The sequence below is a fragment of the Symbiopectobacterium purcellii genome (assembly GCF_052050035.1).
GTDB classification, from domain to species: domain Bacteria; phylum Pseudomonadota; class Gammaproteobacteria; order Enterobacterales; family Enterobacteriaceae; genus Symbiopectobacterium; species Symbiopectobacterium purcellii_A.
Genome location: NZ_CP189882.1, coordinates 3,103,044 through 3,119,296, shown reverse-complemented (window position 1 = coordinate 3,119,296; position 16,253 = coordinate 3,103,044). Strand labels below are relative to the sequence as shown.

General features: G+C 49.0%; 29 protein-coding genes. 13 read left to right on the top strand and 16 right to left on the bottom strand.

Features of this window, described 5'->3' with window-relative positions; translation table 11 throughout:
* Positions 1–143 precede the first annotated feature (143 nt).
* The 7 genes from ACQGXV_RS21625 to ACQGXV_RS21595 form a co-directional block, all read right to left on the bottom strand.
* Positions 144–566 carry a lysis protein gene (locus ACQGXV_RS21625; protein ID WP_440863075.1) on the bottom strand — a complete coding sequence of 141 codons (423 nt, stop codon included), beginning with the start codon at positions 564–566 and terminating at the stop codon, positions 144–146.
* Positions 563–1,090 (bottom strand): lysozyme, encoded by a 528-nt coding sequence (locus tag ACQGXV_RS21620; protein ID WP_440867545.1) that lies wholly within the window; start codon positions 1,088–1,090, stop codon positions 563–565. The genes ACQGXV_RS21625 and ACQGXV_RS21620 overlap by 4 nt, the downstream gene beginning before the upstream one ends.
* Positions 1,090–1,344 (bottom strand): phage holin, encoded by a 255-nt coding sequence (locus ACQGXV_RS21615; RefSeq protein ID WP_440863074.1) that lies wholly within the window; start codon positions 1,342–1,344, stop codon positions 1,090–1,092. Before ACQGXV_RS21615 ends, ACQGXV_RS21620 begins: the two co-directional genes overlap by 1 nt.
* A gap of 124 nt (positions 1,345–1,468) precedes the next feature.
* Positions 1,469–2,002, bottom strand: coding sequence for a hypothetical protein (locus tag ACQGXV_RS21610; protein ID WP_440863073.1), 534 nt, complete (start codon positions 2,000–2,002; stop codon positions 1,469–1,471).
* A gap of 306 nt (positions 2,003–2,308) precedes the next feature.
* Positions 2,309–3,061 (bottom strand): BRO-N domain-containing protein, encoded by a 753-nt coding sequence (locus ACQGXV_RS21605; protein ID WP_440863072.1) that lies wholly within the window; start codon positions 3,059–3,061, stop codon positions 2,309–2,311.
* A gap of 239 nt (positions 3,062–3,300) precedes the next feature.
* On the bottom strand, positions 3,301–3,645 hold the full coding sequence (locus ACQGXV_RS21600) for an antiterminator Q family protein (RefSeq protein ID WP_440863071.1): 345 nt from the start codon (positions 3,643–3,645) through the stop codon (positions 3,301–3,303).
* Positions 3,642–3,800 carry a helix-turn-helix domain-containing protein gene (locus ACQGXV_RS21595; protein WP_440863049.1) on the bottom strand — a complete coding sequence of 53 codons (159 nt, stop codon included), beginning with the start codon at positions 3,798–3,800 and terminating at the stop codon, positions 3,642–3,644. The genes ACQGXV_RS21600 and ACQGXV_RS21595 overlap by 4 nt, the downstream gene beginning before the upstream one ends.
* Positions 3,801–3,909: 109 nt before the next feature.
* Between ACQGXV_RS21595 and ACQGXV_RS21590 the strand changes: the two genes are divergently transcribed.
* Both ACQGXV_RS21590 and ACQGXV_RS21585 read left to right on the top strand, forming a co-directional pair.
* Positions 3,910–4,437, top strand: a complete 528-nt coding sequence (locus tag ACQGXV_RS21590) for an IS630 family transposase (protein WP_440863070.1) — start codon at positions 3,910–3,912, stop codon at positions 4,435–4,437.
* A 176-nt stretch (positions 4,438–4,613) separates the two neighbouring features.
* Positions 4,614–4,889, top strand: a complete 276-nt coding sequence (locus tag ACQGXV_RS21585) for a hypothetical protein (protein WP_440863069.1) — start codon at positions 4,614–4,616, stop codon at positions 4,887–4,889.
* Positions 4,890–4,896: 7 nt separating this feature from the next.
* Here the strand turns inward: ACQGXV_RS21585 and ACQGXV_RS21580 are convergent, their stop codons facing one another.
* From ACQGXV_RS21580 to ACQGXV_RS21550, 7 genes are all read right to left on the bottom strand, one after another.
* Positions 4,897–5,412: a phage N-6-adenine-methyltransferase gene (locus ACQGXV_RS21580; RefSeq protein ID WP_440863047.1), complete on the bottom strand. Its 516-nt coding sequence runs from the start codon at positions 5,410–5,412 to the stop codon at positions 4,897–4,899.
* The gene (locus ACQGXV_RS21575) at positions 5,409–5,846 is read right to left on the bottom strand and encodes a recombination protein NinB (protein WP_440867544.1); all 438 of its coding nucleotides are present in this window, start codon (positions 5,844–5,846) and stop codon (positions 5,409–5,411) included. Before ACQGXV_RS21575 ends, ACQGXV_RS21580 begins: the two co-directional genes overlap by 4 nt.
* Positions 5,847–5,955: 109 nt before the next feature.
* Positions 5,956–7,830 carry a toprim domain-containing protein gene (locus ACQGXV_RS21570; RefSeq protein ID WP_440863068.1) on the bottom strand — a complete coding sequence of 625 codons (1,875 nt, stop codon included), beginning with the start codon at positions 7,828–7,830 and terminating at the stop codon, positions 5,956–5,958.
* Positions 7,831–7,930: 100 nt separating this feature from the next.
* Positions 7,931–8,740 carry a hypothetical protein gene (locus ACQGXV_RS21565; RefSeq protein WP_440863067.1) on the bottom strand — a complete coding sequence of 270 codons (810 nt, stop codon included), beginning with the start codon at positions 8,738–8,740 and terminating at the stop codon, positions 7,931–7,933.
* Positions 8,737–8,901 (bottom strand): hypothetical protein, encoded by a 165-nt coding sequence (locus tag ACQGXV_RS21560; protein ID WP_440863043.1) that lies wholly within the window; start codon positions 8,899–8,901, stop codon positions 8,737–8,739. The genes ACQGXV_RS21565 and ACQGXV_RS21560 overlap by 4 nt, the downstream gene beginning before the upstream one ends.
* 98 nt (positions 8,902–8,999) lie before the next feature.
* Positions 9,000–9,332, bottom strand: coding sequence for a hypothetical protein (locus ACQGXV_RS21555; RefSeq protein WP_440863042.1), 333 nt, complete (start codon positions 9,330–9,332; stop codon positions 9,000–9,002).
* Positions 9,333–9,534: 202 nt separating this feature from the next.
* A complete protein-coding gene (locus tag ACQGXV_RS21550) occupies positions 9,535–9,789 on the bottom strand; it encodes a transcriptional regulator (protein WP_440863066.1) in 255 nt (84 codons plus the stop codon).
* A gap of 88 nt (positions 9,790–9,877) precedes the next feature.
* On the opposite strand from ACQGXV_RS21550, the gene ACQGXV_RS21545 reads away from it, so the two are divergent.
* The 3 genes from ACQGXV_RS21545 to ACQGXV_RS21535 all read left to right on the top strand — a co-directional run bounded on the left by ACQGXV_RS21545 (position 9,878) and on the right by ACQGXV_RS21535 (position 11,993).
* On the top strand, positions 9,878–10,537 hold the full coding sequence (locus tag ACQGXV_RS21545; protein ID WP_440863065.1) for a LexA family protein: 660 nt from the start codon (positions 9,878–9,880) through the stop codon (positions 10,535–10,537).
* A gap of 257 nt (positions 10,538–10,794) precedes the next feature.
* Positions 10,795–11,109, top strand: a complete 315-nt coding sequence (locus ACQGXV_RS21540; RefSeq protein WP_440863064.1) for a hypothetical protein — start codon at positions 10,795–10,797, stop codon at positions 11,107–11,109.
* A gap of 521 nt (positions 11,110–11,630) precedes the next feature.
* On the top strand, positions 11,631–11,993 hold the full coding sequence (locus ACQGXV_RS21535) for an antitermination protein (protein ID WP_440863063.1): 363 nt from the start codon (positions 11,631–11,633) through the stop codon (positions 11,991–11,993).
* 14 nt (positions 11,994–12,007) lie between these two features.
* On the opposite strand, the gene ACQGXV_RS21530 is transcribed toward ACQGXV_RS21535, so the two are convergent.
* The gene (locus ACQGXV_RS21530; RefSeq protein ID WP_440863037.1) at positions 12,008–12,454 is read right to left on the bottom strand and encodes a hypothetical protein; all 447 of its coding nucleotides are present in this window, start codon (positions 12,452–12,454) and stop codon (positions 12,008–12,010) included.
* A 268-nt stretch (positions 12,455–12,722) separates the two neighbouring features.
* Here ACQGXV_RS21530 and ACQGXV_RS21525 point away from each other — a divergent pair, with 268 nt between their 5' ends.
* The 7 genes from ACQGXV_RS21525 (at position 12,723) to ACQGXV_RS21495 (ending at position 15,353) form a co-directional block, all read left to right on the top strand.
* Entirely contained in the window at positions 12,723–12,998 is a 276-nt protein-coding gene (locus tag ACQGXV_RS21525) for a hypothetical protein (protein WP_440863062.1), read from the top strand.
* A gap of 18 nt (positions 12,999–13,016) precedes the next feature.
* Entirely contained in the window at positions 13,017–13,148 is a 132-nt protein-coding gene (locus tag ACQGXV_RS21520; protein ID WP_440863061.1) for a hypothetical protein, read from the top strand.
* Positions 13,149–13,385 (top strand): hypothetical protein, encoded by a 237-nt coding sequence (locus ACQGXV_RS21515; RefSeq protein ID WP_440863060.1) that lies wholly within the window; start codon positions 13,149–13,151, stop codon positions 13,383–13,385. It begins immediately after the preceding gene.
* Positions 13,386–13,527: 142 nt separating this feature from the next.
* Complete coding sequence (locus ACQGXV_RS21510) at positions 13,528–13,707, top strand: hypothetical protein (RefSeq protein WP_440863059.1); 180 nt, start codon at positions 13,528–13,530, stop codon at positions 13,705–13,707.
* On the top strand, positions 13,704–14,009 hold the full coding sequence (locus ACQGXV_RS21505; protein WP_440863058.1) for a hypothetical protein: 306 nt from the start codon (positions 13,704–13,706) through the stop codon (positions 14,007–14,009). The genes ACQGXV_RS21510 and ACQGXV_RS21505 overlap by 4 nt, the downstream gene beginning before the upstream one ends.
* Positions 14,006–14,746, top strand: coding sequence for a phage recombination protein Bet (bet, locus tag ACQGXV_RS21500; RefSeq protein ID WP_440863057.1), 741 nt, complete (start codon positions 14,006–14,008; stop codon positions 14,744–14,746). Before ACQGXV_RS21505 ends, bet begins: the two co-directional genes overlap by 4 nt.
* Positions 14,730–15,353 (top strand): lambda exonuclease family protein, encoded by a 624-nt coding sequence (locus tag ACQGXV_RS21495; protein WP_440863056.1) that lies wholly within the window; start codon positions 14,730–14,732, stop codon positions 15,351–15,353. Before bet ends, ACQGXV_RS21495 begins: the two co-directional genes overlap by 17 nt.
* A 66-nt stretch (positions 15,354–15,419) precedes the next feature.
* Here the strand turns inward: ACQGXV_RS21495 and ACQGXV_RS21490 are convergent, their stop codons facing one another.
* Entirely contained in the window at positions 15,420–15,821 is a 402-nt protein-coding gene (locus tag ACQGXV_RS21490) for a coiled-coil domain-containing protein (RefSeq protein ID WP_440863055.1), read from the bottom strand.
* A gap of 109 nt (positions 15,822–15,930) precedes the next feature.
* Between ACQGXV_RS21490 and ACQGXV_RS21485 the strand changes: the two genes are divergently transcribed.
* Entirely contained in the window at positions 15,931–16,053 is a 123-nt protein-coding gene (locus ACQGXV_RS21485; protein WP_440863054.1) for a hypothetical protein, read from the top strand.
* Positions 16,054–16,253: the final 200 nt, after the last annotated feature.

The window sequence follows — 16,253 nt, the reverse complement described above, 5'->3', positions numbered from 1 at the left end:
CCTGTCTCACAGAAAAGCCGCCCGAGAGAGGTCGCCACCTATAACGGCTGTTCTCAGGCTCGCTTACTGAAAGGCTCTCGTTGAGATGCGCGTGAGATGCGCGGTGAATTACAGATAAAAAAAGCCCGAATTAACGGGCCTGTTTATTTCAAGCACTGCTCGCGGACGTATTGCTGCAAGCCGGTCAGTTGCTTTGTGATGGTTTCGATTCCGGCTCTGAGACGGAAATAATCCCGCTCAGCATCAGGAGTAATTCGGGCGCTGGCTGCATCATCCAAGCTGGGGGTGGCGGTGGTTTGCTTGATGACATTGACGCGCAGCCCGCACTTGCCAGCAGCAACACAGCGCTGCAAATCAGCCAGCTTGCTTTTAGCATCTGCGAGTTCTCCGGTGTATTTGGCATCAAGCGCCGCAACATCACGCTGACGGGTTTGCATGTCGGTGATTGTCTCTTTCGCCAGGCTCAAATCTTTATCGGCTTTGCTGTATGCGTCGTGGTAGTAGTAGACGCCGAAAGACAATGCAGCAATAAGGGCAGCGAGAGCGGCGTAGAAATATAGCCTCATGCGCCCAATCCCCAGCACGAAAGCTCTGACTCCTGGTCACGCCGTTCTATCTGCCCGTAACAGTTGTTTGAGCGGATACGGCAATCTTTCCCACCGTCCCAAATCCAACGCTTTATCTCTTTACAGGCACCGATAAGGTCACCAGCATTCAATTTGCGGTAGAACGTTGAAGGGAAGCAGTTACCGGGTCCAATGTTCCACGGACAGAAGGAAGCGATGCCGACTTTCTGAATCTCAGTGAGCGGCACTTTAACGTTGCGGTCCACCCAATCGAGCGCCTTCTTCTGCTCAATGGCGTCAATCTTTGCGCACTGCTCAGCGGTCAGCTTCATGCCCTTCACGACTGGCTTACCCTCTACCCGTGTCACGCCACCGCAAATCGTCCAGATGCCCCCGCCGTCCGGATAAGCGTTTATACGCATACCCTCTTTTTCCGACTGGAAGTGCGCCATCATCACGGGGGCAGTCGCGCCGGCAGCGATTAGCGCCAACATTACCGCACTGAGTTTGCTTGCTTTTGACATCATGCACCGCCTCTTTCCCTCAGTTGGTATTCCTTCCTGCGGTAGTACCAGTTGATAGCAAAGGTGCCTATTGTGCAGAGCATACCGACGATGATCGCCCAGTCACCGAGCGTTAACCCGGCCATTTTGTTTGCAAGCAACCATACGCTCTCTTTAGTTGATGCGGCGTAGGCTCTGGCTGATGCACCAAGGCCCATTAAGCCCGTCCCGCTTCCATATGAAAGCTTGCTGTAGAGAGTGCTCATTCGTGTCATAGCCTCACCCGCTAAGTGGGCGCTGTGTGGTTTAATTAGGAATAAAAAACCCCGACAAACGCCGGAGCTTAAAAACGAAAAAACCCGCACTGATGGCGGGCTTCTATGCAGAATAAATTATGAATCAGACAAGCACAGCAGCAGGTGTCGCTCTGTCGATAGAAATAGTGATGAGCTGTTTAATTGCGGCGCACACTTCGAAGAATCCACCCGGCTTTGGTGAAACCTGCAACTGCACGGTGTCATCACCCGAACCAATGAATGCATAAAGGGCCACATGCTCATATCGAAGGGAAACGCTAACACCATGCCTGTAACCACCGGTCATCGGTGAATCATCCAGCGTTGTCGCAATCACAAAATTAAGGCTGTAATTGGCGTCCATCTGCAAACGAAGGAGAGGCGTTGCCTCAAATTTGCCAGGCGAGGACCACACACCTGTTTCAACATAAGGATGCGCTTTCCCCTGAGAGTCAGTCCACGAGGTGGCAGGAAGAGATAGCGATTCGGCATATTCTCGCAATAAATCACCCGCTTTATCCTGCAAGTGCTCCCGTAGACACCACTGAGTCTCAATTAATTTCAGGTGCTTTTCTTTCAGATCATTGAATGTCGTCTCCATGCCACCCACCAGACAATTTTTAAACGGAATTAGCATGATAACGTACCTCACCTTTAACCACTCACTTTTTCAGATTAAAATGAAAAAGCCCCGGTGATTAACCGGGGCCTTATCGCACATCTGAGCCAAACTGATAGGGACGGGACAACAAGCAGATGTGCGACGCAATAATTTTATTCAGCAATCATGCGCTGTCAATAGTCAGAAGCCCCAACCACCAGAGGTGTTGAGGCTTCATGTCCTGCGCGCTTTTGCCGCAGCATGGACAGATTATATGTAGCTCAGGTGCTCACGTCAAGCATTTAACTGATCGTTTGATCAGTTATTTAACGTCAAGCGTCGTTAATGGCGTTGTAGAAAGCGCTGGATATCCGCCTGTTGCCATCGTGCTAATGTATTCGTCAGTAACAGATTGTGCGATTGATTGGTTTCATCAAGTAGTTGCTTCATCTCTGATACCACTGCCTCCGCATCCTCACGATTCTTGAGAACTCGCCGGACAGCCTGCTTTTCAGCGTCGTACATAACCTCTTTCAGCGCATTGGTGAAACTGTAAATTCGTTGGCACTCTTCTGCGAGTATCGGAATATGACTGACACCAAAATGCTGTGGGGAAGACACGCCTACTGCATAACGTAGTGCATGCCAGATGGCATTGCTCCACGAGCGCTCGAATCGGAAGCCGTTAGACATGCCCCAGATGAGCCGCGCAAGATGAGATGTATCGTCGGCGGTTAGTGGCTCTCGTGCTTCAGGCTTATGAGTAGGGTGCTCATACTTGCCGGTTTTACGAATAGTTGGCAACACCTCACTAGTCACCCATTTTTTGAATTTCCTAGCTTCAGCTTTACGACTCGTGAGTATTAACGAATATAACCCTGACTCATTTATTGTGCTTAGTTTCTGCTCTCCGCCAGGGGTATTCATATTATGAATATCCTTTTCATCCTCATCTAGGCGGCTCAAAGCACGCGCAGTATTAACGATGGAAAGGGCGCCGCAAACATCAGAAGCAACGAACCAAGGCTGGTCATCAATGATTATGATGCGAATTTTGTAAGAATCTTGGAATGTTAAATCGAAATGACTTGGCATAAAGCCTCCTTACTAGTTTAGTTTTGATTACCAGTTAGTAGCTGGTAGCCGGGCGTCAACTGAGTCTAGTAAGCAACTCTGGGCATATTCCCCTTGCGGGTATTGTATTACGCCTCTCCACCCGGCCTTCGGATGTGTTTACGCCGTTTTACGGGCATAAAAAAGCCGCAAAGCTATCGGGTGCGGTTGGCCGCTTACTAAATTCAGTTCGGCCAGTATCCCGATAGCTGCATGTATTGTCAAGCCGCCTCCAAAAGTTCAGCCACGCGGCCTGCAATGTAGGCTTCGGCCCTTTCGAGCACCTTGCTCACATAAGTGCGATGGCGATGTGGTTGCAGTGCTTCACCTATCATCTGGCACGACACTTTCCCCTTGTAATACGCCACCACGATATCGTAGCCCAGCGGGTCGAAGTGCTTGAGCCGCCCTACCGCCCGGTCAACTATCTCACCGTCGGCATCAGACAGCATGGGCCGGATATCGCTGCTGGCCGTGACGAGGGGCCATGCTGCCTTGTACTCGGTGCCAATACGTGAGCCACTCCAGTTTCCCCATGCCGTCAACAGGTATCGAATATCTCTCATTTCACCGCCCCCCAGTTTTTGCCGTTCCTGATGCTGTAGATATGCTGCTTGCTGGTCTCGAATTTCCTCGCCACCTCAGCCACCGGCATACCGGAGTCCAGTAGCGCCCGGATAAGCGGGATATCTTGCGCCGTGAGTTGCACACGCTGTCTCATGCCGCTGCCCCCATGCGATAGGTATAGCCAACCGACTTAAAAATGATTACATCCTATGCCCTGATATGCGGCAAAGAAGCATAGCTGGCTGTTATCAAAATAATGTCGCTTGGCTATACGTCATCCGAAAGCCGACGAAAACGCCCGGCAGGGATTTCAACAAAAAAAACAACAGTATGAAAAAGAAGGTAAACCTATTGTTTTTATTGATGAAAGTGGTTTTTCACACGATGTCCCACGGACTCACGGCTATTCCCCAAAAGGTCAACGGTGTTTTGGCCTGAAGAACTGGGGAGCTAGGGGAAGAACAAATGTTATCGGCGCTTTATTAGGCACAACGCTGTTTGCTATCGGATTATTTGATATCAATATTAACAGCGATGTTTTCTATGCCTGGGTCACACAAGTCCTTATCCCAGTACTCCCTAAAAACAGTGTAATCATGATGGACAATGCCACTTTTCACAAAAAACATAATATTCAACAAGTCATCATCGATGCAGGGTATATGGTGGAGTATTTGCCTACATATTCGCCAGATCTTAACCCAATTGAGCATAAATGGGCACAAGCAAAAAGCAAAAAAAGAGAGATGGGTTGCGATACAGAGAGTTTGTTCTCAGTCCATATGGTGTAATCAAAATTAAGTCGCTTGGCTATAATGCCCTCCTGATACCAATCCGGTAGGGTGAACTCGATTCGCCAGATGTTGCCGCCAGCCCGTAATTCCCGCAGTCGCTTGAGCTCAGTTTTCATGTGCTGATAAATCTCATTCATCTGCCACGGCTTTAACCGCACCGGCACTGCTGCCAGATGCGCCACGCGGTCAATGACCATCTCCCCATAAGTGATGTTGGCGTGCATCGTGAACTCATACGGGTCTTCACCCAATTTACGGTGGCAGCCAGCGCAGTGTGCGAAGGCATTGAAGGGATGGTAGCGTGTCGCCTTGTGTCGGCGGGACTTGAAGTGGGAGCAATGGAGATTACCGTGGTCATGATGAAAATAGTTACCGCAGTAATCGCAACACCAGTTGGTTCTCTCACGTACAAGCTCAGAAAATACCGCATCATGCTTATCGCGTTTTAGTGCCATATCACCCCCACATCCTGTTAATCAGCGCGTGTTTGCTTACCGTGGTCATCCCTTTTGGGGTTGCACGCCACGGTCGCCAGATGAACAACACGCTGCCCTTGCTGTTACCCGCCTTGCCTTTTTTGCCCGTTTCGGCGCTAATAAACGACAATCGTCCTTCGGTGATGAAACGCACCTCATCAACCGTTTTCCGTGCCTGTGCGAACCATCCCGTCGAGGTATCAGCAGGCAGCAGCATAACGACCGTTTTATTCTGCTTGCGGCTCTGCTCAGCAGCTTTATCAACCCAGGGGAGGATAGTGCTGTACGGGGGATTGCAGAAGATGGCTCCGTTGCTACTCCAATCACAGGAAAGGGCATCATCCTCTTGCGTCAGATACAGACGGCACAGGGTATTGTCGTGGTCAGCGGCGGCATCGAGGTAGAAGCCAAACTCCGCATCCAGCGCCTGGAAGACCTCGGGCGGGGTTCGCCATGTGTCCTTGTGCTCTGGTCTGGTGTGTGATTTTAGTGTCATCGGACTCTCCCAAAATAATCCCCTGAATAACGCACCTTGCGCAGCCTGACGCCGTTGCCGACCGCCCACGACTGGGTATATTCGATTAAACTGTTCATGCGCTTTACGCCCATCTGAGCTGTGCTCTCGCGGAGGCTGCAAAACTCCCCCTCCAGTCCTGTGACTACCTCCGCCGGCCTGCCGGTAGCGATGGCATGTCCCGAGACAAACAGCGCCTTCCAGTCCAGCAGCGGGCGCGGTTTATCGGCCCACACCACCTGACGCGAAACATCGGTGCATAACGCATGGAACAGGTCGTTCTGCGGTAATGTCCGTTTAGCATCGTTGATGGTAATTTCGAGGGGGCGTTGTGAGTCGGTGGGCAGGGAATCAATAAACGCTTTCAGGTTTTTTCGTATTCGTTCATCACGCAGCAGGAAGCATGTTTTTTCCATCACCCACCTCTGAATTTACCCACCCAAACAAAAAGGGCTGCCATTGCCAGCAGCCCCACGATGCATTCTGTTAGATATGCCGTCATTCGTATTTCCCTCGCTGTTTGCGTTAAACCGCCATACGGCGCATTTCAGATATCACCGTGCTTTGTGACTCCCCCCGTGCGTAGTTAAACGGAATGCTCTTTCTGTCGGCCAGAAACTGATTACTCAGCAGGTTGAACACCAAGGGAATTTTTCCCATCCAGCCCTCGCCGTTACGCTGCTTGTCGAGCAATAACAGCGTTCCAGGCGCTTCCAGTAGCTTTTGCTCTTTTTCCGATAAAACCTCGTTGCCAAACTTCCTCGCTTTCTCTACCACGGCTTCACGCGCCTTGTTGCGCCAGACGGTGAGCAGGTTATCGGTCAAATCCGTGATAGCGCCGCTTCCCTTGACATCCATTTTGCCGACCGGTTTTTCTTCGTTCTCCCCTTTTCGAGGATGAGTGACCAACAGCACATGCACCGGATAAGTCAGCTTGAACTCGCATAGCGCTTCCATAAACGCCTTCTGGCCGTTGTAGTCGTCCTCATTAAGTCCGCACATCATCAGCGAGTCCACGACAAACAGCTTGACGCCATAGCGCTTGTGCGCATATTTGAACACGGACAAAATCCGTTCTCCCTTGGCTTTACCCGTCACGTTGAACAACCACATCCGCGCATCGAGCAGGTCCATCATCCGGTCTACATCCTCCGGTGAGGTATCCCCCGTAGATACGGCTTGTCGAATCATCCGTTTCAGCAGGATAGCAGGCCGTAGCTCCATCGAGGCGATGCAGGCAGACACCCCCTGGTACGTCGCCTCAAGCGACAGATGCCCCACAAACTGCGATTTGCCGTGACCGTTAACGCCGTTGACCAAGGTCAGTTCGTGCGTCCTGAATCTGAAATTCTGCTCCAGCGTGGGCCACGGACTGGTGAACAGACCGGGAGCGGGTGAAAAAAAAGCCGCATGGACTTCCTGACGGAATTCGCCCGCCCGTTTGAGTTCTGTGGGGTCGAACGTCTCAGCGTTCATGAAGAGGCGTTGAAACTGCTCCACGGAAATATTATTGACCAGGCATTCGTTAGCGTCCTTGTGGGGTAACTTCACGAAGCTGCAACGATGAATACCCAGCCGGGTAGCAATTTCCTTGGCGGCGGATTGCCCGGCGGCGTCCATGTCCATGCACAGGAATATCTCTCCGAAACGTGATAGATTTTCGTACTCATGCTCAATCCACTGCTGCTTGGCCCCCGTCCCTCCACCGAAGGGAACCGACAGTGCCGGGAGGCCGTACTGGTGGAGGCTCATCGCGTCAATTTCGCCTTCACAAATCACCACCAGATTGCGCTCTTTGGGGTTGATGGCCTGCCAGCCAAACAGACAGGGTTCACAATCAGACTCCGCCATGATGATTTTTTTACCGTCATGACGCTCAATCCCCAACCGCTTGATTTGTTTCAACTCACCGTCGCGCAGGTAGGGGAAGGCGATGGCAGGGACTTCCTGCTTGGTCTCGTGGTTGAATATCACCGCGTCGGTCACTTTGAACGCTTGTGCCGTCTCGTGGGAGATCCCCCTTGAGGCCAAATACGCGAAACAGTCGCGGGAGCCTTTGACGCCCTTGCGCTCAGGCTTCTTGAAGATTTTTGGCTGTTTCGGCAGGAACTCATTGCTCTCGTCCTTGACACCCAGAAACACTTTGGCCTCCTGCATGGCCTGATGGAGTTGGATACCGCACACCGCTACCCACAAGTCCAGCAAGTCGCCACCCTGTCCGCCGTTGAACTCACACCAGACCTGCTTGCCGGTGAGATTGACCTTGAGCGATTGCCCCTTGTTGCCGTCCAAATCACCGACAACCCATTCCCCATTGACGCGCCGACCGTTGGGGAGTAAGTGAGCCACCACCTGCTCCACCCGCTGCCACAACAGGCCGGATAATTCCTGGATAGTCATACTGCCTCCAATCGAAAAATCTTAAAGCCCAGCGTCACTGCCGATATCGGCATAACCCCGTGGCAGTAACCGGCAATCAAAACCGGTTTCAGCCATGATTTCATCGCCCCTCAAGAAGTTCATACAGTGCCAGTTCACGCCGCTGCTCTTCGGTCAACCGGGAGGCATCGAACGCGGGCGTGGTATTGGCTGGCTCGGTGATTTTTTCGGGGAACAAGCCCTGCCAACCGCGCTCGATGGACAAGCCAATCACCGCATCGGGGTTGACATGGTTCTCCAGCATCGACCTGATGCGCTTGCAGGTGGTCGGGGTGAGTGGGTGACGAATTTCTTTCCGGTGCTCCACCCAATCGGCCCAAACCTCTGCCGACACGTTCGACGGTTTTTCGGTTAGCGGGTCAAATTTGTTTTTCTTGTCGGTAAGGGGTAAGGGGGTTTTGTTTTTAATCTCTGTAGTAATCTCTGTAGTAGTCTCTGTATCCTTATCTATACATTGGGTCAAACTTACCATTTGCATTTGGTCAATTTGACCTGATGCATTTGGGTCAATTTGACCTGATGCATCGTCCACATTTTTAACCTCCAGAGATTTCAGCGCGTCATAGTTGATGCTGTACCATTTGCTCCGATCGCGCTGGTCTTTGTTATAATTCGCCGTAAGCAGTAGCCCTTGCTTTTCCAGGCTGGTAAGCGCACGTTTAACGGTAGTTTCACTCCAAAATGGAAATTGAGTTTGCCATTCAGCAACGCTGTTATAGACCCACTTACGGCCGTTATGAACGTGACGAGAGTTGCCCAGCCAGTAATGGATTTGTTGCAGTACCATCGCTTCATTCAGGCCAATGGTGCAGGCCAGAGACGGGAGTACCTGCAACGGATTTTCGTGGATAAGTAAACGGCTTGTGCTCATTTGCGTTTCTCCTCGGACTCATGCTGAGCCAGGTAAAGTTGTTGTTGCAGGCGGAAGAGTTCGGCGAATTTCTTCGCCGCATCCTCCGGCATCAGTGTTTGGGGTTCAGGATGAGGTCGACAGGCGCCCTTTTGCTTGAAATTCCGGCGGTTTAGTGCCATAATTTCTCCTGAAATTAATGAGTTATTGCAGTTTTAAGCCGGAAAAGTGTTCGCGCACTGACCGGCTTTTTCTTTTGTGCTTGCATCATATTCTCCTCCTATGCAGCAAGGCATTCGTCGCCTGATACAGATTCAGCCGCTTCCAGTTGATACTTCGCGAACTCCATCGCTGAACGAAGCAGATAGCGGTATTCATCCAGCGGCATCTTCTTCTCGCCCTCGAAGACAAAATCCTGCACACCACTGGCGGCTAAGATATCCATCGTCTCGGTGAGCTTCTCTGAGCGGCGCAGGACGGTTGAATCGGCGACACCCAGCATTTTTGCGATGTTGGTCTGGCGTACCCGGGCAATCGCCTGATATGCTGTTGTAACGAGGTGACGGCTAATGAACTCAACCGCAGAATTTTTGCGTGTTTTTGCACGTTCCATTTGTGATACTTTCCTTGTTGAAAGAATAGGTTATCGGATGCACATGTAGATACACGGCACCTGTGGTGTAATTAGGTAATCAACAGACGTGACGAAGCCGTGAGGCAGTCACAGTGAGTGTGTTACTGTGGGATGTTGAGTTCGCCACGTTGTCGGTGGCTTCCGTAGGACGAGTGTCCGTTGTGAAGAGCGGTGCTACTGGTTAGGCTTCTGAAGCCGATAAAAATTGATAATATTCAGATTTCTGTGGTACACCCACTGTATTTCCATAAATATCAGGACGTAATTGAGCTTTGGTTACAGCACCATCGGTTGCCTCTTCCAAACTTCTGGCAAGAGAAAAACCCACCTTTTTGTAACCATTAAAAATTAGTCGTAAGTATCCACGGCTACTACCAACTTTATGAGCAAGCTCATATTGTTCTGCTGCTGTTAACTTATCCCAAAACGCTTTCATTAGTACCTCCTAGATACATTATACACATTCAAAATGAACACGCAAGACACTTGTACCCAATTGATACATTTAGATAGCATTGGACGCAATGAAAACTAATGATGAAATCAGGCGAGATAACGCCAGAAAGCTTCGTGATAGCGTAGGAGGTAATAACTCTTTCGCTACTTTTATTGATCGTGAGTCAACACAGGTCAGCCGTATCATTGGGAAAAATCCGACAAAAAAGATTGGGGATGACTTAGCTCGCCATATCGAAAAATGCTTCTCTTTAGCTGTCGGTTGGCTAGACAGTGAACACCAAGTAAGTAATGCTGTTAATATAAATAATATATCTGAAACTAATCTTGAAATACGAATGGTTCCCCTTATCTCTTGGGTTCAGTCGGGATCTTGGACTTCTATTCAAGATCCAGAGAAGGATGATAATTTTTTGCAACAGTATCCATGCCCTGTTCCTTGTAGCGAAATGACTTACATTTTAAGAGTTGTTGGTGACTCGATGATAGAAGAATACTCGCCAGGCGAGATGATTTTTGTTGATCCACAAGTTGAAGCCAGTCATGGTGATGATGTAATAGCTTTGTTGCCTGACTCGGGGGAAGCTACATTTAAGAGACTTATTGAAGATAGTGGCAAAAAATATTTGAAGGCACTAAATAAAAACTGGCCAGAACAGTATATACAAGTAAATAGTCGTTGCTCAATAATAGGTACTGTTATTTTTTCTGGAAAAACAAGACGTTAGCTTAAATAAGAAAAAATCTTGATAAGAGCCCGCAAGTGCGGGTTTTTTTATGCTTGACAAATGTACCCTTAAGATACATTATGTTTCTCAGAGACCCACCAGACAGCCTCCGGCCAGACGGTGGAACACCAACCCGCAACGGCAATACCCCGGCAGGCAAGACCTCGAGTTACCCGCCGATTGCCTGAGCGTAAGTAGCCAGCCCGAGGCACAGGAACATGACGGCGGTTGGGATAGCTAACGAGAGAGGATGAGAGATGAAAATCATGCAGATTCGAGGGAATAACCAAGATTACTTGAATTGGAAGAACAATGTGATGCGTGATGCTAACAGCTTTACGCCAGGATGCCACCTTATCATGGCAGCCTGTGAGCAAGCAGATGAAACAGGGCACATGATAGAAAAAGCGTTTTTCTCCACATGCCCCAAAACTAAGAAAATAACGCTATACGTATCAGGTGATCCGGACGTGTTTCTTAAAACGATACGAATTATTGAAATGAAATCTACATTTTTACTTCAGTCTGAAACCCCGTTTTTCGCGGAAGAGAAATATTTTTTTAATCAATGAGATAATTTCTGAGCGTGTATCTTCGATATCGACAGAGGTGAATTTTGTATCTGGAACATGATTACGCACAGAATCGATCATCGCTAAAGCGGGCTGTGTAATGTTATTACTACCATCAATATATGATATTGCAATTAATGGGATATTAATTTGAGCTGCTGCTTTTACCGCAGTTTCCAAAAAATCAACATAAGTATCTTTGTTGGATGCCATAACAATAATTGCTCTTGATTGCCTGTGGAGTCACTAAATTATCAGATTCTCTAGCCTGTGGAAAGGAGGGAACCACTGCCGCCTGAGGTGGAGAAGTAAACCGGGCATTAAACCACAGCAGATTAATGAGTCTGCTCTGTTTTAACCGCTCTTTCAAAACGAGCCTCGTGCTCTACGGAAGCCACCGACAACGTGGCGAACCTTTACCCAGATGTTTTTGGGGTGTGGTGGGCTGAATAAAAATTATAGCCAACACCAGGGCCACCACTGGCTCACCACACCACCAAAACCATCTATTGGAGGGGAGCATGGCTACTATCATTTACCGTAAATCCGTTAATCCTGTTAATTGTGTTAGCAAAACAAACGCCGCTATTCGCCGTCATGCCAGACGCAAGGCAGAAGCCATCCGGCGTGAACTGGTATCATCCCGTATTGATAAAGCTTTAGGTCAGAAGCCAGAAAGACGCAAAGCGCTTAACCGCATTGAATTAGCCTTCAAGCGCAAACGTGCGCCAAGGATTAATTTCAATTTACTGGCTAAGTTCAGAGAGAAAATTAATCGTTTCGCCGAAATGTACGACAGGGTTAAGCGTCTTAACCATCGCATCTGGTACAGCAAGCCGAAAACCGAGTATGGCATTACCGCCAAAGCAAGGCAGACGTATTAACTTGGCAGCACTGATTACCCACAAAGTAACCGTAACAACATTGATAGCCTGGAAAGCTTTTCTTGATTTTCAACAGGCAGATCAATTTTTATTTGCGTTTTCCGCAATGCTATAGGCTTCAGACAGGACCAGATGTTGTTATCGGCACTATCAAGTTCAATAAGTTTTGCTTTCAGGTCTGCATCACTGAACCGGGCTTCATTTGTGAATAATCGAAGATACTCAAAGGATTGTTTCGCGGCTCCTGCGGACTGCTTGCCAAATTGGTAAGTCGATTGCACCGCTGAAATGATCACGATCATCACCCCGAAGAGAAATGGGTTCGCTTTTAGCACTATCGCTGAGCCGAAAATCAACGTTAACACCGAAAAGAGTCGGTCAATCCGTCCCGTCGCGGTGGAGTACAACTGTTCTAGATAATATCCATAAAGGATGTGGTCTTTAATTTCATCTCGGCTCATAGCGATTCCTTATGGTTGTCAGCCTCCGGTTTTCTTCGGTGGCGGTGGCGGCGGAGCCTTAGGTTGTGGCTCGGGTCTTACATTCTTTTCGGGTAAATGGTCATAGGCCAGCCTTTCGGTAGGTGTGACCGTTTGCTTTTTAGACATCTGCTTGTCCTTCTATTGCATTGGGGTAAGCATATTTTAACCGATTCCTTTGCATTGGGGAATGCAGGAACCCTCGCCGCCTGAGAGGGTCACCAAAGCAGGCCTTAACACAGAGGCCACCATGCAAAAGCTCATTGACGAATTCGACCACCTGATAGAGCCAGGGACGATTGTGACTCAAATCATCCTGTCGGGCGTTGTAGACGACTGTGGTTATCTCATACAAGAGAATGATAATCCTGATTTCTTTAGTGTTTACATCCGTGGCGGCGACGGCTTGCTACAGACCATTGGCGACTTCTCCGACCGTGAGCACGCACTCGCTTATGCCGCGAGGATGGTTGAGAAATATCAAGCACAACTCACGGACAATACCCGGAAATTATTAAATGATTGAGGAGCATGAAATAGCGTTATGGCAGATAATGTAGATATAGCCAGCCAAAACGAAGAAGCCTTTCGCCAACATCTCATTACCCATTATCGGGAGCAGCAATTACACCTCACCAGCCGTTGCTATAATTGTGACGAGCCAACGGAGGATTGAATGATGCAACTTAATAAACCTCATATCACGACCTTCAATCACCCTAATTTCGGTGACATGGTCGCTGTCACCAACGGCAGCAATAATATTAATGATTCACGTTATTTGATGAGCATTGACATCCTCCCTTGTGATGACAATGAGACAAGAGTATACAAGTCAACTATTTTCTATCTGACGGAAGAAAATAAGTGGCTCAAAAAGCAAGTGAAAAAATTAACGCCAGTGTATGACTGAAACACTTTCAGCATTCCCATCATCCGCTTATCGCCGCAATCAACATCACACTAATAATATATAACACTGAACTGCCTCTTTATACCCGCGCCGATATTCCTCGGCATCATTAATACATCAATTTAAATTAAGGAAAGCCACGATGGAACTTGCTATCGCGGGCGCACCCATCGTGCGTCCTGAAATTACATTTGACCCGATTCGGTCAATCGAACATCACCGCTCAAATATCGTCACGGGTCAGAGTGTCAAAAAGAAAAGCTGGCTGCAACGGTTATTCGAACAGCTTATTGCAACCGTTAATCAAAAGGGAACACCATGAAAATAAGCGAATCAGGAAAACGCGAGATAGAGAAAATTATCTCGACATTCTCCGATGCCGATTTGGATGTAGTTAATACCTATTACGCGTTTGCTGATACACGAGTAAAGCAAGATGACATTTTTAATGCCATTCGCAGGATGACTGGCGTTGACGAAAGCGTGGTTGACATTCTGGCCAATGACCCTGACCAGCAAATAGCCCTTGAGACATTCACGGATGGATTTATTCAGCTGCTCGCAAAATACGAATACGCGATGGAGTTGTGGCTGAGAATGAAATGCGGGGAGGATGCAGCATGAACACGGCATTAGCAACCATGGCTGGAAAACTGGCTGAACGCCTTGGCATGGATCCCGGCACTGATTTAATGAACACGCTTAAGAACACCGCGTTTAAGGGCGGGGGCGTCAATGATGAGCAATTTACCGCCCTGCTCATTGTCGCCAACCAGTACGGTCTAAACCCCTGGACAAAAGAAATTTATGCCTTCCCGGATAAGGGTGGCATAGTTCCCGTCGTCGGCGTTGACGGCTGGGCGCGGATCATTAACGAACATCCGCAATTCGATGGCATGGAATTCGAGTATGACAAAAACGAAGGCGCTTGCACCTGCAAGATTTACCGTAAAGACCGCAAGCACCCGACTGTCGTTACCGAATACATGGGCGAGTGTAAGCGTAATACCCAGCCGTGGCAGTCACACCCCACCCGTATGCTACGCCACAAGTCACTTATTCAGTGCGCTCGAATGGCATTTGGGTTTGCTGGCATTTACGACAGCGACGAGGCAGAGCGGATTATTGAAAGCACGCCAGCAAGTGTTCTCGTCGGAAAGGAAACCGACGAACGTCGCCCCGCCCTGATCGCCAGATGCGAAGAGGCGGCGCAACTGAGCATGGAAGTCTTCGCTGAAACGTGGAAGCGCCTCTCTCAGGAAGAGCGCCAGATTATCGGCAATGCAGAGAAGGAGCGCATCAAGGAAAGCATTCCCGTCGACGCAGAATACAGTGAGGTGGATCATGCAACAGCGCAGTGATGAATGGTTTGCCGCCCGGTGCGGCAACGTGACCGCCAGTCGCCTGTCTGACGTGATGGCGAAAACCAAATCGGGCTATTCCGCCTGCCGCCAGAACTACATGGCAGAGCTTATCTGCCAGCGCCTGACCGGAAAACTCGAAGGAGGTTATGCCAGCGCCGCCATGCAGCGGGGTACTGAACTTGAACCGGTGGCGCGGGAAATGTACCTGCTTAACCAGTTCGATGCGGAAGTGACGGAAGTCGGGTTTATTCTTCACCCCGATATCGCAGGATTTGGCGCATCACCTGATGGTCTTGTGGGGGATGATGGTCTGATTGAAATCAAGTGCCCCAATACATGGACGCATTTAGAGACCATCAAGACAGGCAAACCCAAACAGCAATATCTGCTCCAAATGCACGCCCAAATGATGTGTACGGGCAAGAAATGGTGTGATTTTGTCAGCTATGACGACAGGCTACCGCCAGACCTTGCCTATTACCAGTTGAGAATTCATCAGGACGATAAACGTGTTGCTGAAATAGAAGAAGCGTTAACGCAGTTCCTGGCTGAACTTGAAAGAGAGCTTGAGGTTATTAGAAATTTAGCCAAGGTGGCGGCATGAGTACCTGCACGTCGTCGGACGGCTACACAATCACGTTCCGCCTGACCCAAGGGATATAGTGCACCGTCACATTTTGAGAATGGCAGCAATGATGCTCACGGCAGCGGCGACCATTAGACCAAGCCGGATGGTCATCTGCATGCCAAGTTTATCAAAACCGGCAGTCATATCCTTACGGACATCTGCTATCTGAGCTTCAGTTTTCTCGAAGCGTGCCTGCATCTGAGCTTCGTTCTTCTCGAAGCGAGCGTCAATATCCTTACGGACATCGGCTATCTCACGCTTCACCTCGGCGATATCAGCGGACAGGTCTTTGCGCACATCGTCGAGATCGCGCTTTGTTGCAAGATCTGCTACCTCGTGTGATTTTCGCACAACAAGAGATATCGCCTTAGCCTGGTCTTTCGGCAATCCGGCGTTTTCCAGCGTTTCAACGAACTCTTGAGTATCAAATGCAACTTGGCCCATAGGGATCCTCCTGTGTTAAGCCAAGTGTAAGCGATCTGACCGCCAATCTGCAAAATTTTACCCGTTAGCCCTCTGATAACCACATCCGTTTAATTATGGAGAAATCGTTATGTCTAAATTAGTTGTCATTGAAAATACGGTCGTCCGTCAGGACGCTTTTGGGCTTTACTGCCTTAACGATTTGCACCGCGCCGCCGTTGCACAAGGTAAAGCGCTACCCATTAATAAATAGTCAAAATTATTTTTAATGCATGGCGCTATACATTGATTATATTAGAAAATGCTATGGACAGCCCCTTAAAGAAACGTCTATTTATTAGTGGTCATAGCTATATTGAAAAGGATATAGCGATCAGATGCGCCAATCTCCTAATAGTTTGATTTATTTAACAAAGCCGTATGAAGCATGAGAGTTAGCTCGTGTTTTGTTTA

Excerpts from the sequence above, each read along its gene's own strand:
- bet (WP_440863057.1), top strand. The coding sequence starts at position 14,006 with ATGAACACGGCATTAGCAACCATGGCTGGAAAACTGGCTGAACGCCTT.
- ACQGXV_RS21600 (WP_440863071.1), bottom strand. The coding sequence starts at position 3,645 with ATGAGAGATATTCGATACCTGTTGACGGCATGGGGAAACTGGAGTGGC.
- ACQGXV_RS21550 (WP_440863066.1), bottom strand. The coding sequence starts at position 9,789 with ATGAAAGCGTTTTGGGATAAGTTAACAGCAGCAGAACAATATGAGCTT.
- ACQGXV_RS21535 (WP_440863063.1), top strand. The coding sequence starts at position 11,631 with ATGGCTACTATCATTTACCGTAAATCCGTTAATCCTGTTAATTGTGTT.
- ACQGXV_RS21580 (WP_440863047.1), bottom strand. The coding sequence starts at position 5,412 with ATGACACTAAAATCACACACCAGACCAGAGCACAAGGACACATGGCGA.
- ACQGXV_RS21515 (WP_440863060.1), top strand. The coding sequence starts at position 13,149 with ATGATGCAACTTAATAAACCTCATATCACGACCTTCAATCACCCTAAT.
- ACQGXV_RS21520 (WP_440863061.1), top strand. The coding sequence starts at position 13,017 with ATGGCAGATAATGTAGATATAGCCAGCCAAAACGAAGAAGCCTTTCGC.
- ACQGXV_RS21565 (WP_440863067.1), bottom strand. The coding sequence starts at position 8,740 with ATGAGCACAAGCCGTTTACTTATCCACGAAAATCCGTTGCAGGTACTC.
- ACQGXV_RS21490 (WP_440863055.1), bottom strand. The coding sequence starts at position 15,821 with ATGGGCCAAGTTGCATTTGATACTCAAGAGTTCGTTGAAACGCTGGAA.
- ACQGXV_RS21615 (WP_440863074.1), bottom strand. The coding sequence starts at position 1,344 with ATGACACGAATGAGCACTCTCTACAGCAAGCTTTCATATGGAAGCGGG.
- ACQGXV_RS21625 (WP_440863075.1), bottom strand. The coding sequence starts at position 566 with ATGAGGCTATATTTCTACGCCGCTCTCGCTGCCCTTATTGCTGCATTG.
- ACQGXV_RS21540 (WP_440863064.1), top strand. The coding sequence starts at position 10,795 with ATGAAAATCATGCAGATTCGAGGGAATAACCAAGATTACTTGAATTGG.
- ACQGXV_RS21585 (WP_440863069.1), top strand. The coding sequence starts at position 4,614 with ATGCGCCACGCGGTCAATGACCATCTCCCCATAAGTGATGTTGGCGTG.
- ACQGXV_RS21570 (WP_440863068.1), bottom strand. The coding sequence starts at position 7,830 with ATGACTATCCAGGAATTATCCGGCCTGTTGTGGCAGCGGGTGGAGCAG.
- ACQGXV_RS21505 (WP_440863058.1), top strand. The coding sequence starts at position 13,704 with ATGAAAATAAGCGAATCAGGAAAACGCGAGATAGAGAAAATTATCTCG.
- ACQGXV_RS21555 (WP_440863042.1), bottom strand. The coding sequence starts at position 9,332 with ATGGAACGTGCAAAAACACGCAAAAATTCTGCGGTTGAGTTCATTAGC.
- ACQGXV_RS21620 (WP_440867545.1), bottom strand. The coding sequence starts at position 1,090 with ATGTCAAAAGCAAGCAAACTCAGTGCGGTAATGTTGGCGCTAATCGCT.
- ACQGXV_RS21575 (WP_440867544.1), bottom strand. The coding sequence starts at position 5,846 with ATGGAAAAAACATGCTTCCTGCTGCGTGATGAACGAATACGAAAAAAC.
- ACQGXV_RS21605 (WP_440863072.1), bottom strand. The coding sequence starts at position 3,061 with ATGCCAAGTCATTTCGATTTAACATTCCAAGATTCTTACAAAATTCGC.
- ACQGXV_RS21525 (WP_440863062.1), top strand. The coding sequence starts at position 12,723 with ATGCAAAAGCTCATTGACGAATTCGACCACCTGATAGAGCCAGGGACG.
- ACQGXV_RS21485 (WP_440863054.1), top strand. The coding sequence starts at position 15,931 with ATGTCTAAATTAGTTGTCATTGAAAATACGGTCGTCCGTCAGGACGCT.
- ACQGXV_RS21610 (WP_440863073.1), bottom strand. The coding sequence starts at position 2,002 with ATGCTAATTCCGTTTAAAAATTGTCTGGTGGGTGGCATGGAGACGACA.
- ACQGXV_RS21560 (WP_440863043.1), bottom strand. The coding sequence starts at position 8,901 with ATGGCACTAAACCGCCGGAATTTCAAGCAAAAGGGCGCCTGTCGACCT.
- ACQGXV_RS21510 (WP_440863059.1), top strand. The coding sequence starts at position 13,528 with ATGGAACTTGCTATCGCGGGCGCACCCATCGTGCGTCCTGAAATTACA.
- ACQGXV_RS21545 (WP_440863065.1), top strand. The coding sequence starts at position 9,878 with ATGAAAACTAATGATGAAATCAGGCGAGATAACGCCAGAAAGCTTCGT.
- ACQGXV_RS21595 (WP_440863049.1), bottom strand. The coding sequence starts at position 3,800 with ATGAGACAGCGTGTGCAACTCACGGCGCAAGATATCCCGCTTATCCGG.
- ACQGXV_RS21530 (WP_440863037.1), bottom strand. The coding sequence starts at position 12,454 with ATGAGCCGAGATGAAATTAAAGACCACATCCTTTATGGATATTATCTA.
- ACQGXV_RS21495 (WP_440863056.1), top strand. The coding sequence starts at position 14,730 with ATGCAACAGCGCAGTGATGAATGGTTTGCCGCCCGGTGCGGCAACGTG.